Raw genomic sequence first — 14,355 nt, 5'->3', positions numbered from 1 at the left:
AATTATAGTTCGGCTATTTCTGCCACTACAAAGGTACTACCGCCAATGAATATTACCTCATCTGGCAAGGCATGAGCTTTGGCAGCTAGGATGGCGTCTTCTACAGTGGGGTACGCGGCTCCTTTCAAACCCGCAAACTGAGCCTCCTCCCAGAGTTCCTGGACCGGTAAGGCCCTTGGGATCTGCGCCTGACAGAAATAATACTTGTAAGAAACCGGCAATAACCTAAGAATACTGGAAACGTCCTTGTCATTCACAGCCCCAAACACAAAATGGACGGGTTTCTGCAAAGCCCATAATTGCTCCACCACCTGCCGTATGCCGTCTATGTTGTGACCAGTGTCGCAGATGGTCAACGGCTCCTGACCTAAAATCTGCCAACGACCTTTCAAGCCGGTGAGCGCCTGCAGATTCTTCAATCCTTCCCTGATGTGGCTCTCCGTAATAGTAAAACCCTGGCCTTGCAGCAACTCACTGGTTTTCAAAACCCCAGGCAGGTTCTGCTTCTGGTATTTGCCCAACAAGGCTAGTTCAAGGTCTTTTAAGAAAAGACTATCATCCTTATAAACATCATATACTGCCAGAAGCCCCTGTTGGCCTTTGGGATCAGCGCGGTATTCCTGATCTGCATAAAACAAAGGGCTGGCCGTTTCCTTGCTCTTTTCCTGGAATTGGGCCAAAACTACCTCTTGGGTGGTACTGATCACGGCCGGAACGCCTGCCTTAATGATGCCGGCTTTCTCTCGGGCAATGTCCTGCAATGTATTCCCTAACAGGCTCTGGTGGTCAAGCCCAATGTTGGTGATAAGTGACACCAGCGGCGTGATGATGTTGGTGGAATCTAAGCGGCCGCCCAAGCCCACCTCTATGATAGCGATGTCTACCTGCTCTTCCTTGAAATGCTCAAAGGCCAAGGCCACCGTCATCTCAAAAAAAGAGGGTTTCACCTTTTCAAACAAGGGCTGGTGCTGCTCTGTGAAGCGCGTCACCTTCTCCTTGGAGATCATCTCGCCGTTGACCTTAATCCGCTCTGCGAAATCCTTTAAATGGGGCGAGGTATACAGACCGGTTTTGTAGCCAGCCGCCTGTAAAATAGCTGCCAGCATAGAGGAGGAGCTTCCCTTGCCGTTGGTTCCGGCCACGTGCACCGTCTTAAAGTGCTGCTGGGGATTGTCTAAGGCCTGCGTGAGCGCCAGGATGTTGTCCAGGCTCTTCGTAAAAGCAGAATTGCCGATGCGGTGAAACATCGGCAACTGCTGGTATAAGTATTCTAAGGCTTGTTCGTAGGTCACGAATAGAGGCGTATGGTTTAGTTAGATCGAATGATAAATGTGATGGTACCGGTGGCGCCACTGCTGGTATTTCCGGCGGTGGTACGGCTAAACGTTGTTTTCTGGACTTGGTTTTTGTACCAGTTAGCTACCTGCGGTGAGACGGTGCTTTCCAACACTTTCACGCTCACTAAATCCCCGTTTCCGTCAATCTTGATCTGGAACCTGATCATGCCAGATTCATTGTCAAATGGATCTGGTTGTGGAGCCACGTCATAGCGCCAGCCCGGCAGGTTCAAACCTCCGCCTCCGCTGCCGCCCGTTCCCTTACCCGGAGTGCCATACAAGGCTCTTGAGTCCATGGAGCCATTGGGATCGCCTTGGTCCCCCACCTTGCCAGGTCGGTCGCCGTTGTTATTACCAGTAGGATTGTTGCTGGTGCCACTTTTGCCGTTTGCGCCAGAGGTATTAGCGCTTTTGCCCGGGTACAAGGCCTTCGGCTTTTCCGCCACGGGTGTGGGTTCTGCCTTAGCTATTTCTCTAGGTGACACAACCGTTTTCGGCTCTTCTTTAGGTGGTATGGAAACAGGACCTTCGTCATCTGTAGTCACCACCTTGTCTTGTGCCGCAGACGCAACCGGAGTTGGTTCGGCTCTATTAGGCGTTGGGGTGATTTCCCTATCCTGCTGTGGAGCAGGTTTACTGTCCTCAGGATTCTTAGAATCATTGGCACTGGCCGTGGTCTGTAGGTCCCCAGAACCTTCAGCATCTACCCCGTAGTTTAATACGATGCCATCGCCACCCCCAATTTCCTGAATGGGAGATTTAAATACCACAAAATAGAAGACAATAAAAAGCAGCAGGTAGAACAGGCTGGCGCCTACCAATGCTTTTAAGCGGTCTTTTGATTCTACGGTAGTTTGCATAATTCTTTAAGAAGCGGCCCCGCTAGGGCTTTGCGTGGCCATGATCATTTTCACTTTCAGCTTAGAGCCCACTTCTAGAATATCTACTAGTTTCTGGACATTGAGTGAAGCGTCTACCCGTAATACAACGGTGGCCTTTTCAATGTTAGAACCGGCCAGTTCTTTTGATAGTTCCGTCTCTAGGTTCTCTGGCGCAATGGGACGCTTATTGACAAAGTACTCACCATTGGCCGTCACTGAAACGTTGATGGGCTCTTGCGCTACTTCTTTAGAGGAACGGGCACTTGGCAACAGAAGCTTCACTGCATTTGGATTGGCCATGGTAGAGGCAATCAAAAAGAACAGCAGTAAAAAGAACATGATGTCATTCATGGCCCCTGTTTCCACGTGTGAGGAAGATCCTCTCTTTCGGCGAAGATTCATAAGCTTAGTTCTCCTGCAGTAAGTCGGTAAACTCTAGTGCGTTGTATTCAATCTTATATACGACGCGCTCTACCATTAAGCCTAGGTAGTGATACCCAATGTGAGCGATAATCCCGACGATTAGACCAGCCGCCGACGTTACCAGTTTCTCATACAAACCACCGGATATCTGATTGATACCAAAGTCATTTGATACGGAGATCTGATAGAATATTTTAATTACCCCTGAGATGGTACCCACGAAACCTAGCATGGGCGCAATACCGGCAATGATGCCCAGCACGCTGATGTTTTTCTCCAGACGGGAGATTTCCAATCTGCCAACGGCCTCAATAGAGGTTTCAATGTCTTTCAAGGGAGAACCAATCCGTCTAATACCTTTCTCAATCATTCTGCTCAACGGAGTGGCCGTTTGCAGGCAGAGCATTTTAGCCCCTTGCAGATCACCGCGCAACACCATGGTCTTCACATTGTCCATGAAATTAGAAGGTTCACGGCTTGCCCTTTTAATGGCCAAATACCGCTCAATCATGATGTAGATAGCGGCAAAAGCTAGAATCCCAATTGGAATCATTACCCAACCACCCCGGTATACCATGTCCAATAAGGAAATAGAGGGCGCTGGCTGGGCAGGGTCTGTGACAGAGGCGGCAACGTTCACGGCTGTATCAGCAGCCGTGGTGATCTGTAAGAGAAATAGGTTCATGTTAATAGTTTAGTACCCAAAGTTCTTGGCTTACGTCTTTACGTAAGGTTGGCAAGGCGTCCATAGCTTCTGCCTCCGTGGCGAAATCTGCGACAGAGACTCTGTGCCATTTGCTTTGTCTGGAAGGAAGAATGGTTTTGGCGTTGAATCCTTTTTTGCTGAGGCTCTTCTGGTTCATGCGCGCAAACTCATTCTCTGCAAATGCGCCCATAATGATATAGAAACGATTGGTTTTGCCTTTAATTGTAGTGGTGTTGGCAACTTTCGTTTTAGCCTTTACCTCTACTTTTGGAGCGGCAACGGCTGTTTTAGGAGCTACTGTGGGCCCTACTGTCTTCACCTCTTCCTTTACTTCAGGCAAGGCAACAGGCTCTGGATTAACCACTTCCGTTTTCGGGCTATTTTCTGAGAATTGGCCTGAAACTGATTCAGCCTCCTGAGATCCTAATGCATCTTCTTCTACCAAAGTTGTGTCTGCTTCAGATTGGGCGGCAAGCAAGGATTGCTCATAGGCGTCCATGGCGGCAGATTTTTCTGAGACTGGAGAGTCTACTTTGGTCACTGGCGCAGGCTCTACTTGATTAGAGGAAAAAACCAATTCAAATGGGTTGAGCGAGCTTAAGGCTACGTCCTTTTGCAAGGAATACAAGTACACGCCTGAGATGGCAATACCGCCAATTACCAATCCCGCACCTACTTTTAACAGCTTACGCAAACGGCTGCCTACCTTTAACCCGGTTTCATACTTGGCTGGTTGGTCCTGGAATTTACCACGTAGTACCAAGGTGTCTCTTCCTAAGATTGGCTTAGACACCAACTCCGGCAAGCCGAAGCTGTGCTCCAAAAAGTTCTCCTGGTCCAGGCTTTCAAACACCAGCTTGTGCTCCGCATTGTACCGGAACGTCCCTATCTCGCTTAACTCAAACTGGTGCTTGGTCTGCAGCTGCTCCTTCAAGTCCCGCACAAACTCGTTTACGGTCTGTTGCGCTTTGGCCATGGGCCACTGTTGTTGATGGGCCAGGGTGGTAATGAGCAAGCCATCGTTCACCTTCAATTGTTCATTGAAGGCAATGCGCTTAGAGGGCGGTGAAAACGTGTGCTTTACCGGATGGATTTTAGCCGACGCATAATGCATAATCAATCCCCCAAACTCTGGGATGATCACGCAATCATACGTGTACAACAAAGATTTTATGTGCCGCTGAATCATATGCTCTTAAAATGAATAGGTGACGCCACCTATCACTGATATTCCCTGGGTCCTGTAGTTTACAAACCGCTCATACTCGTTGCTCAACAGGTTATTGCCCATTAAAAAGGCAGAGAACCTAGGTGAGAAACGGTAGTCGGCTTTGATGTTCAGGTCCATGATGGAGTCTGTCTCATGCAAAGCTAAGGAGCCGTCTGGACGCGTGATTTGCCCAAAGGAACTGCTAATATAATAAAGTTCGGTGTTGAAGAGAATCTTATCATAAAGATTGTACGACCCAAAAGCCGTCAGGACGGTACCTGGTCTATGGAAGGCCTCTGCCAGTGAGGCAGTTGTATAGCTGTTATTTTCTGCCTTCAGTCCCACTCTAAATTTATCTGATTGGTTGTACGAAACCTCCCCATAGAGATGGAACACCTGGGTCACGCCGTCATCATACACCACGTCAAACCTGGAGGAGTCCTTGGCGGCGTTGTTGAAGAAGTACAGGTTTCTAAAGCTTTGGTGCGCTAACCTACCGGTGAACTGCACGTTTTTGCCCAAGCTACCCGTTACTCCACCGTACAACTCCAGGCCTTTGCTCACATCAGCAATCTGCACGTTGTGGTTCAACCAAGGATTTTCTTTGCTCAGGCTATACAGGGAAGTACGCTGCAAGTCCCCACCCGCCCCGGCAAACAAGACTAGTTTGCTTTCAATGGCCTGATAATTGACCTCTAAGGCTGGGTAGATGTAGAATTGACGCGCATCATTGATGGTATCACCGGTATACGCAATGGTAGCGCCCAACACCAAGCCTAGTTTATCAATTTGTTTAGTGTACGCCGGGCGCACCTTGAAGAAACCGCGGCCCGTGGAGCTGGAGTCTTTCAGATTGGTATAGCCGGCTTCCAGGTTTACGTTAATCTTTGAGCCTACTCCCAATTCATAGTTGCTGGAAGCGGTACCATAAAGGTTGGTCTCCTTCGCCGAGAAATTGTCTGCCGTGTAATTCAATCCTACCTTGGCATTGAACTGGAACGGCGCCTTTACGTCGGTTAAGTTATTCAAGTGACCCTCTACCGTAAAGCGGTTATATACTTGTTTAAGAGAGTCCCTATCCACTTCTACAAAGCGGTCAAAGCCGTAAAAATTGTTCTGGTCCCGCTCATATTTTACGCGTCCGCCCAAGGTCAATGGGCCGCTGTACATCTCGCCGTGTGCCTGTACAAAGCTGCTGGCAGCGTTTGAATTTTGAATGGGTCCGTCACCAGAAGATACGTGCGCCACCTCTGCTCCGTATGCTGCGTTGTTGTCCCGCTTGTTATGGAAATAGCCCCGCAGGTACACCGTTCCAATGGTGCCTATCCCGCCTTTCACGTAATTGCCGTACAGCTTGGTTAAGTCTTCCTGCCGGATGGTCAAGACCCGCATGGGCAGGTTGATGAAATGCTCTGGCAGGCGGTACTCATTAAACCGATAGGTCACCTGGCGGTCCTGCAGCTTTGGCGGCGCAATCCTGAACTTCTCAAAATTGCGGTTGGCCTCGGGCAGTTCCAGGGTGCGGTTCTTCTCTACTACAATCTCGGTGCTTTCCAACTTACCGCCTTCTCCCCAACCGGTTTGGGCCTGGGAGGTGGCCGGCACTAATCCAAGGAAAAACAGGGCCGAAACGCCCGCTAACGCTGTGGTATATCTCATTGCTCTGATTCGTTAGAAGATGGGGTGTTCACCTTGTTTTCCAGCTCGGCCAATTTCACTTTGGCGGCTTCTACAATCTCTTTGTCGGGCGAGTTTTCAATAATGGAGTTCAACGTGGCCTTGGCTTGGAACACCTCGTTCTGGGCTACATACACTTCTGCAATCAGCAGGAAGGACTTGCCCAGCAGGTTCTCATAATCCCCGAAGGTCTTACTAAACGCGAAGGCTTGGTCCAAGGCTTCCTTATATTTCTGTTGCTTGTAGTAAATCTCGGCCACCAGGTAATGCGCCTCGGCGCCGTTCACATCCGTGGCTGACGTGGCGGCCGTGGTAAACTCCTTAATGGCCTGGTCCAAACGTCCTTGAGCGTAGTTTGCTTTTCCTCTAAACAGCAAGGCCGAGTTATAGGCGTCCAAGGTAGCATTGCCGCGCGCAATCAGCTCATCAGCGATCAAGATGGTGTTGTTGAAGTCATTGGTGTAGTAGAAGCTCTGCATCAACCCTTTTAAGGCATTGGCCTGCTCCTTCTTGTTCACCGCCAAATCACGCAATCTGGAATAGAAGCTGGCGGCCTCGGCGTAGTTGCCGACCTCAAACTCCATGTCTGCCACACGTTGCACGGCCTTGCTCAGGTATTCTGACTTGCCTTCCAGGGCCACCTCTTTCAAGCTTCGCAGGGCATTGGCCTTGTCACCGTTCCTAAAGTAGGAATCCCCCAGGAAGTAGCGGGCGTTGGCCACCGAGGCACTCGCCGGATAGGCCTTCAAGAAGGCTTCAAATTTAGGGATAGCCAGCTTGTATTTCTCATTGAAATAAAGCGATTTAGCCGCTTCATATTCAACACTTTCTAAAGCATCGCTTTCTGGGTTAGCAGACTTGAATTTACCCAGGTAGGTATCCAGCTGTTCGGTTTGGTTGCTTTCACCCAAGGCCTCTTGTAAGCTGTAGATAGCGTTGTTGGCGATGGGGTGCGTAGGGTACTGGTCTATCACCCGCTTAAAGTCTGCAATGGCCTCTGGCATCTTGCGCAGGTTCATGTTGGCCACGCCTCTTTTCTGCAGGGCGCTAGGCACCAATGAACTGCCGGGTCTGTTGTCTATAAGGTCACTAAAGCTGGCTATGGCCGGCGCGTAATTGGAGTTCTCGAAATCAATGATCCCCTTCTGGTACACGGCGTCATCTGCGTAACGGGATTTTGGATACGACCTGATCACTGTCTGCAAACTCTTGATGGCGTCATCCCGGCGGTTGGTCAAGCTGTACACCACGCCCTTCTGAAACAAGGCGTAATCTGCGTCTGGGGTTTTGGCGGCCAGCGCCTTGTCATACCATTCCAATGCGTTACCATAATCCTTGGTCACATAATAGCAGTCGGCTAGGCGCAGCATGGCGTCTGCGTAGTTGGGATTGCCAGCTTTCACCGAGTTGTCGTTGAGGTAGGCTTTGAAATGCGTCAAGGCCTTCTCGTATTCCTTGTTGTTGTAATAGGCGTAGCCAATGCCGTAGCGGGACTTCACATAAAACTCGGTGCGGCCCGAATTGGGTGTCTGGAAGACGGCACCGTAGCTGTTGACGGCCTGCGGCCAGCGCTGGCCAATGGAAAATGCCTCGCCTTTCAGGAAGTTACTACCTGCTTGAATCTCCTTGTCATACGGGAAGCCAAGTGACTTATCCAGTAAGGCGACCGCCTGCTGGAACAACTGGTCGTTGTATAGTTTCACTGCCTGGTAATACGTGACCCGCTGGTAGGTCTCATTGATGCGGTGGCTGCGCTTGGGCAGGCTCTCAATGTGCTGGATGGCCTCCAAGTAATTGCTGGAGTTCAGGTAGGCCTCACTGATCAGGTCATCCGCTTCATCACCAAACTTAGAGTTAGGGAAGTCTTTGTTGAAGGCTGCCAGGGAGTTGATCACCTCAGAGAAATTACCCAGCTCAAAATTCAGCTGCGCGTATTTAACCGTAGCGCCCTCCTTTACATTCTTGTCTATGTTGAGTTTGCGGGCCTGGTCAAAAGCCCCCAGCGCAAATTGCTTGTTGTTGTCCTTGAGGTAACTCAGACCCAAATGGTAAGAAGCGTTCTGGCCCAGAGAATCTGACTGGAAAGCCACTGGCTTTAAGTTTTGAATGGCTCCTTTAAAGTTACCGGTCTTATAGTCAGAGAAACCTATTTTGTACTGGACCGTCTTGTCCAGGTTCTTCTTGCCTTCGGCGTAGGCCTTGAAATACTGAGAAGCCTTCTTGAAATCATTGCGCTGAAAATAGGCATCCCCCACCAACAGGGAGATTTCATCCGGGTTCTGCACCTTCGGGGTGATTTTAAGGGACTTTTCTCCGTAAGTGATCACCTCCGCAAAGTTGCCTTCCTTGTACAACACCTCTGTAAGCATGTACGGCACAATGGTTCTATAATCATCGCTCTGCTCGGCAACCTTCAAGTCAAGCTTGGCGCCGATGTAGTCCCCGGCGCGGTAGGCCAGGTAGCCAGCGTAATAGCTAGAGGCGAAGGAATAGGCATGCGAGCCCTTTTTATTTCTATCAAAAAGCGTCTTGGCCTTTTCAAAATCCTTCTTCCCGAAGTAAGAATACCCCAGCTTGAATTCGGCTTCTTTCAGTTGGGCCTCATCCAGGCGGTCAGCAGGTGCTTTCTCCAGGTACTGTATGGCTTTGTCATAGCTCTTCTTGTCAAAAAAAGCCGTTCCCAGTTCAAAGAACGCGGAGGCAGCCTTCGGATGGGATGGGTAGCGCTGGGCAAACTGCAACACCAACTGCTCTGCGTCCGGGTGAAACAAATGCAAGCCGCTGACGGCGTAGTAGTATTGGGCGTCTGCCGTTTTGGTGGGATCCTTAATGAGCCGTATGTATTCCGCGAAGGCCTGCTGCGCGGCCCCAAACTTTTCGCGGTCATACAGTTCCAGACCTTCCTGGTAAAAGCGCTCCTCGGAACGGAATGTCTGGGGCTGCTGAGCCTGAGCGGCATGGGCGCCTCCCAGCAAGGCCGTAGCCAAAGCTAACTTGTGGGGTATTTTCATAGGTTGGTGTATTAGAAAATGGGCACCAGGCAGAAAAATCTCACTGGAGCCAAAGCCGTTCCTTCAAAAATAGGAAATTATTGGTTGGAAGCGGCCCAAACCCCGGCCTTTTCCTGATGTTTCTTCAACGCAAGAATTCGGATTTTAGCATTTGCCGCCTCCTACTTTCTTGACCGTTTTTGGCTTGTTTTCTGGAAAGTAGGCCAAAAACGGATTTACTTGATCACGGGCACCGGATGGATGATTTTGAAAACCAGCTCCTTTAAAATGGCATCGTCGGGCAGGCTGCCGCCCTCCACGCCTTTGCTCTGCAAATCTGCCTTTCTCAGAAACCCGATGATCTGCAGCACCCTGCGGTACGGGTAGTTTCTAAGGGCCAGCATGTATTCCTTGGCCAGAAAGCCGCGGTTGCCCAAGCTCTTAGCCACCGTCTGCTCGTTCACCTGCGGTAGCATGTGCAGGGTCAACAGCTTAGAGAAGAACGAAAACAGCAAAACCAGGTTAGGAATCAAAGGGTTGTCTTTGGGATTGGACGCGAAGTAGTTCAAGATGCGGTTAGCCTTGAGCACATCCTGTTTGATAATGGCGGTCTGCAACTCAAAGATGTTGAACTCCTTGCTGATGCCTATGTTTTCCTGCACCACGCCGTCATCAATGGTCTGGCCGGGCTTGAGGTTGATGGTGAGTTTCTCAATCTCATTGGTGAGCCTGGACAAGTCGGCGCCAATGTATTCTGCCAGCATCATGACGGCCTGCGGCGTGGCCTGCAGGTTCTTGGACTTGAGGTAACTGGTGATCCAGGCGGGCACCTGGTTGTCATACAGCTTCTTGGTAGTGAGTAGCACGGCTTGCTTGCTCAACACCTTGCTCAAGCGTTTACGGCCGTCCAAGACTTTGTGCTTGTGGCAGAACACCAGAATGGTGGACGGCAGCGGATTGGCCAGATAGGCATCCAGTTGCTTGGCCGCCGGATCTTTCTCTGGGTCGGCTTCCAGGTTCTGCAGGTTCTGGGCTTCCTTGACAATGACCACTTGTCTATCAGACATCATAGGAAACCGCTTGGCCTGCAATAACACATTAGAGATGTCCGTGTCCTTGCCGTACATCACTACCTGGTTGAAACCTTTCTCCATGTCATTTAAAGCGTGTTGCTCTATGTAATCAGAGATGAGGTCAATGTAGTACGGTTCTTCGCCCTGAAGAAAATACACTGGGGCAAATTCGCGGTTCTTGAGTTGATTAAGAATATCGTCAGCGGTCAGCGCCATGGATGCAAGGTACGGGATTGGTCAAACAAGAACCCAAAGTTACGCATGCCCGCAAACCAAAGCACTATGCCTGATGACAAAATAACGTGATCGCGTTTTTGGCTTGTTTCTCAGGAAACAAGCCAAAAACGGCAAGCTATAAAGGTAAACAGAAAGAAAGATTGTTTTAATTTACTTACTTAATTCCTACCTGTCCCATCCCTATTGTATATGAACGCTGTAAAGAAAAGCCATTGGATAAGTCTCATATTTTTGATTTTAGTTACCTCTTGTGACTTAAAAGAAAAATTTGAGAAGATGATGCAACTAAAAAAGGATTTAGCCGCAGCTTTTCATCATGAGGATGTGAATCTTAGCATGCACAGAGGAACTAGGGAGAATGACAATTATACAACCATTACCTTTTATAGCTATCCAGTAGAAACAACTTCCTATAAAGAGTTAGACACTTTGGCCAACAAAGTAGAATCCTTTCTGCATAGACAAGACCCAGAAAGTAGAAAACTAGATTGCATTGAAATAAAGTTCACCAAGGAACCAAGCTCAAGTACTGAGGCCGCATCCTTTATATCTTTCAAGAAAGTCCAGAATTCCTCACCTCAAGAGTAAGCCGGTTACGCTGCACTTTCCTTAGCAAACATTTTTGGCCTGTTTCCCAGAAAACAAGCCAAAAACGACTGTCTTGGGGATGGCCGCTATATGCTTCTGTCAAATTAAAAGATGTGGTGTATCTTTGGACCAGTTAAAACTGAGCTACATGAATTTGATTGAAGAACTGCGCTGGCGCGGAATGTTACAAGACACCATGCCAGGCACAGAAGAACAACTGCAGAAAGAGATGACCACGGCCTACATTGGCTTTGACCCCACGGCATCTTCGCTGCACATAGGCAACCTGGCCACCATCATGCTGTTGGTGCACCTGCAGCGCGCTGGACACAAGCCTGTCGCTTTGGTGGGCGGTGCCACGGGTATGATTGGTGACCCTTCCGGTAAATCAGCGGAGCGTAACCTCTTGTCTGAGGATGTTTTGAGAGACAACCAAGCCGGCATTAAAAAGCAGTTGGAGAAGTTCCTGAACTTCGGGAATGTGCCCAACGCGGCAGAGATGGTCAACAACTATGACTGGTTCAAAGAGTTCTCCTTCCTGGACTTCTTGCGCCATGTGGGCAAGCACCTCACGGTGAACTACATGATGAAGAAAGACTCCGTCAAAAAGCGCATCACCGCGCAGGAAGGCGAAGACGGCGCCGAAGGTCTTTCGTTCACGGAGTTCTCTTACCAGTTGTTGCAGGGATATGACTACATGCACCTGTACAAACACAAGAATGTGCGCCTGCAGATGGGTGGCTCTGACCAGTGGGGAAACATCACCTCTGGCACTGAGCTCATAAGACGCATGGAAGGCGGCAAGGCTTATGCCTTGACCACTCCTTTGGTGACCAAGGCAGACGGCAGCAAGTTTGGTAAGTCTGAAAGCGGCAACGTGTGGTTGGACCCTGTCATGACCAGCCCCTACAAGTTTTACCAGTTCTGGCTGAACGTAGGAGATGACGAAGCCGAGAACCTGATTAAGCGCTTTACTTTGCTAACGCAGGAAGAAATTGCTGCTTTAGTAGAAGAGCACGCCCAAGCACCGCACCTACGCGTCCTGCAGAAAGCCTTAGCCAAGGAAGTGACTACCACAGTGCACTCGGCTGAGGAGTTTGAGAGCGCGGTGGAGGCTTCGCAGATTCTGTTTGGCAAGGGCGATTTGGAGACGTTGCGCGGTTTGCCAGAGTCTACCCTGCTGGCCGTTTTTGAAGGCGTTCCGCAGATAGAAATTTCTAAAGAAAATTTAGCAAACGGCGCCCAAGCCGTGGATTTCTTGTCTGAATTGACCCAAAACCAGATTTTTGAGTCAAAAGGCGAAGCCAAGAAAATGATCCAGAACGGAGGCGTGAGCATTAACCGCCAGAAGGTGGCTACGCCTGATGAAACCATCACTTCTGACCTGCTACAAGGCAAATACCTGGTAGTGCAGAAAGGCAAAAAGAATTATTATTTGGTAAAGGCGCTTTAGGCACTGACTTTACAAATTGAGCATAAAAAAAGGCAGGTTTTGACACCTGCCTTTTTTTATAACTTATTGGTTGCTAGCAACTTATTTTTTCTCAGCACCTTCGCTGTTCTTCATGTCCTGTACTTCCTTACGGATGTCCTGAGCCATGTTTTTCAAATCCTGCATACCTTTTCTCACGCGAGTACCAGCTGCTGAATTGCCTTTGTCATAGAACTTCTCAAAGTCACCTTCTAGAGACAGAACCAGGTCCTTAATTTTAGAAAAATTGTTCATTAGAGCTTGTTTTTAAGGTTTAACATTTCGTTTAATGGCTCTAATATAGGAATTATAAAATAAGGTGCAAAAAAATTACAGAAGCTCTTTTTACAAGAAAGAACCGCTTTTCTAGGCTGTAACCGTAGTTTTTGAGTAAAGTCCCTTGTCTAATTTAGAAGCGATGGCTTCAAAGGCAGCGATGGTCTCAGCCACATCCTCTAGGGTGTGCGCAGCCGTTGGGATCAAACGCAACATGATCACATCCTTAGGTACTACTGGGTACACAACAATGGAACAGAAGATGTTGTAGTTCTCACGCAGGTCCAACGTCAAGGCAGTAGCGTCTGGAATCTGGCCGTTCAACAACACCGGTGTCACTGGTGACGTGGTGGTACCAATGTTAAATCCTTTCTCACGCAGACCAGATTGCAATGCTTTTACAATGGTCCAAAGATTGTCTTTCAACTCAGGCTTAGAACGCAATAACTCTAAACGCTTCAAAGCACCCACCACTAGCGTCATAGGCAATGACTTAGCGTAGGTCTGAGAGCGCATGTTGTAGCGCAGGTAAGTGATTACATCTTCATTGCTAGCCACAAATGCACCAATGCTGGCCATAGACTTGGCAAACGTAGAGAAGTAGATGTCAATGCCATCCTGCACGCCTAGGTGTTCACCCGTGCCCGCACCGGTGGTACCCATCGTACCAAAACCATGAGCATCGTCAATGAACAGTCTAAAGCTATATTTCTCTTTCAGGGCAATGATGCCTTGCAAGTCGCCTAGATTGCCGCTCATGCCAAACACGCCTTCAGAGATCACCAGGATGGCTCCACCAGACTCATTGGTCAAGCGCGTGGCGCGCTGCAATTGCTTCTCCAGGCTTTCCATGTCGTTGTGCTGGTACACAAAGCGCTTGCCTTGGTGCAGACGGACACCGTCAATGATGCAGGCATGAGACTCGGCATCGTACACAATCACGTCATGACGATCCACTAAGGCGTCAATGATGGACACTACGCCTTGGTATCCGAAGTTCAATAAGAAAGCATCTTCCTTCTGCACAAACTCGGCTAGCTCGCTTTCTAGACGCTCATGGTTATTTGAGTTACCAGACATGATGCGGGCGCCCATAGGCAGGGCCATTCCAAACTCAGCGGCGGCGTCAGCATCTGCCTTGCGCACTTCTGGGTGGTTGGCTAAGCCCAGGTAGTTATTCAAGCTCCAGGTCAACACCTGTTTGCCCCTGAACGTCATGCGGGGAGCAATCTCTCCTTCTAATTTTGGGAACGTGAAATAACCGTGAGCATAGTGTGAATGGCTGCCAAGCGGTCCGCGGTTGGCTAATAACTTTTCAAATAAATCCACTTTAGATAAAATTAAGGCGGTTGAAGATCATCTAGACGAAAGCCGTCATGTAGTCATCTTGGTACAGTTTAAGGCACGAAGACCTGCAAATTTACATTGATTGTGCTCAAATACAAAGCGCGCTATTATAAGATGATTTAATCTTATGGCTTTTATC

Annotated in this window: 12 protein-coding genes; 2 read left to right on the top strand and 10 right to left on the bottom strand. The window is 49.1% G+C overall.

Features of this window, described 5'->3' with window-relative positions:
- Positions 1-2: 2 nt before the first annotated feature.
- The 8 genes from TH61_RS14735 to holA all read right to left on the bottom strand — a co-directional run bounded on the left by TH61_RS14735 (position 3) and on the right by holA (position 10,513).
- A complete protein-coding gene (locus TH61_RS14735; protein ID WP_066510954.1) occupies positions 3-1,292 on the bottom strand; it encodes a folylpolyglutamate synthase/dihydrofolate synthase family protein in 1,290 nt (429 codons plus the stop codon).
- Between the two features lie 17 nt (positions 1,293-1,309).
- Positions 1,310-2,197 (bottom strand): hypothetical protein, encoded by an 888-nt coding sequence (locus TH61_RS14730; RefSeq protein ID WP_066510952.1) that lies wholly within the window; start codon positions 2,195-2,197, stop codon positions 1,310-1,312.
- A 6-nt stretch (positions 2,198-2,203) separates the two neighbouring features.
- Entirely contained in the window at positions 2,204-2,620 is a 417-nt protein-coding gene (locus tag TH61_RS14725; protein WP_066510950.1) for a biopolymer transporter ExbD, read from the bottom strand.
- A 4-nt stretch (positions 2,621-2,624) separates the two neighbouring features.
- Positions 2,625-3,326: a MotA/TolQ/ExbB proton channel family protein gene (locus TH61_RS14720; protein ID WP_066510949.1), complete on the bottom strand. Its 702-nt coding sequence runs from the start codon at positions 3,324-3,326 to the stop codon at positions 2,625-2,627.
- A gap of 1 nt (position 3,327) precedes the next feature.
- Complete coding sequence (locus TH61_RS14715; protein ID WP_066510947.1) at positions 3,328-4,536, bottom strand: SPOR domain-containing protein; 1,209 nt, start codon at positions 4,534-4,536, stop codon at positions 3,328-3,330.
- Between the two features lie 6 nt (positions 4,537-4,542).
- Positions 4,543-6,216 (bottom strand): hypothetical protein, encoded by a 1,674-nt coding sequence (locus TH61_RS14710; RefSeq protein WP_066510946.1) that lies wholly within the window; start codon positions 6,214-6,216, stop codon positions 4,543-4,545.
- Positions 6,213-9,245 carry a tetratricopeptide repeat protein gene (locus tag TH61_RS14705; RefSeq protein WP_066510942.1) on the bottom strand — a complete coding sequence of 1,011 codons (3,033 nt, stop codon included), beginning with the start codon at positions 9,243-9,245 and terminating at the stop codon, positions 6,213-6,215. The genes TH61_RS14710 and TH61_RS14705 overlap by 4 nt, the downstream gene beginning before the upstream one ends.
- Before the next feature lie 215 nt (positions 9,246-9,460).
- The gene (holA, locus tag TH61_RS14700) at positions 9,461-10,513 is read right to left on the bottom strand and encodes a DNA polymerase III subunit delta (RefSeq protein WP_066510940.1); all 1,053 of its coding nucleotides are present in this window, start codon (positions 10,511-10,513) and stop codon (positions 9,461-9,463) included.
- A 210-nt stretch (positions 10,514-10,723) separates the two neighbouring features.
- Here holA and TH61_RS14695 point away from each other — a divergent pair, with 210 nt between their 5' ends.
- Together TH61_RS14695 and tyrS are read left to right on the top strand one after the other, a co-directional pair.
- Positions 10,724-11,122: a hypothetical protein gene (locus TH61_RS14695; RefSeq protein WP_157600730.1), complete on the top strand. Its 399-nt coding sequence runs from the start codon at positions 10,724-10,726 to the stop codon at positions 11,120-11,122.
- Positions 11,123-11,270: 148 nt separating this feature from the next.
- Positions 11,271-12,575, top strand: coding sequence for a tyrosine--tRNA ligase (gene tyrS, locus TH61_RS14690; RefSeq protein WP_066512920.1), 1,305 nt, complete (start codon positions 11,271-11,273; stop codon positions 12,573-12,575).
- Positions 12,576-12,656: 81 nt separating this feature from the next.
- On the opposite strand, the gene TH61_RS14685 is transcribed toward tyrS, so the two are convergent.
- The gene (locus TH61_RS14685; RefSeq protein WP_066510934.1) at positions 12,657-12,848 is read right to left on the bottom strand and encodes a histone H1; all 192 of its coding nucleotides are present in this window, start codon (positions 12,846-12,848) and stop codon (positions 12,657-12,659) included.
- 111 nt (positions 12,849-12,959) lie between these two features.
- Positions 12,960-14,198: an aminotransferase class I/II-fold pyridoxal phosphate-dependent enzyme gene (locus TH61_RS14680; protein WP_066510931.1), complete on the bottom strand. Its 1,239-nt coding sequence runs from the start codon at positions 14,196-14,198 to the stop codon at positions 12,960-12,962.
- Positions 14,199-14,355 lie beyond the last annotated feature (157 nt).

It is taken from the genome of Rufibacter sp. DG15C (assembly GCF_001577755.1).
In the GTDB taxonomy this organism is placed as follows: domain Bacteria; phylum Bacteroidota; class Bacteroidia; order Cytophagales; family Hymenobacteraceae; genus Nibribacter.
The sequence above is the reverse complement of the archived record's forward strand: the minus strand, read 5'-3'. Positions and strand labels throughout refer to the sequence as shown.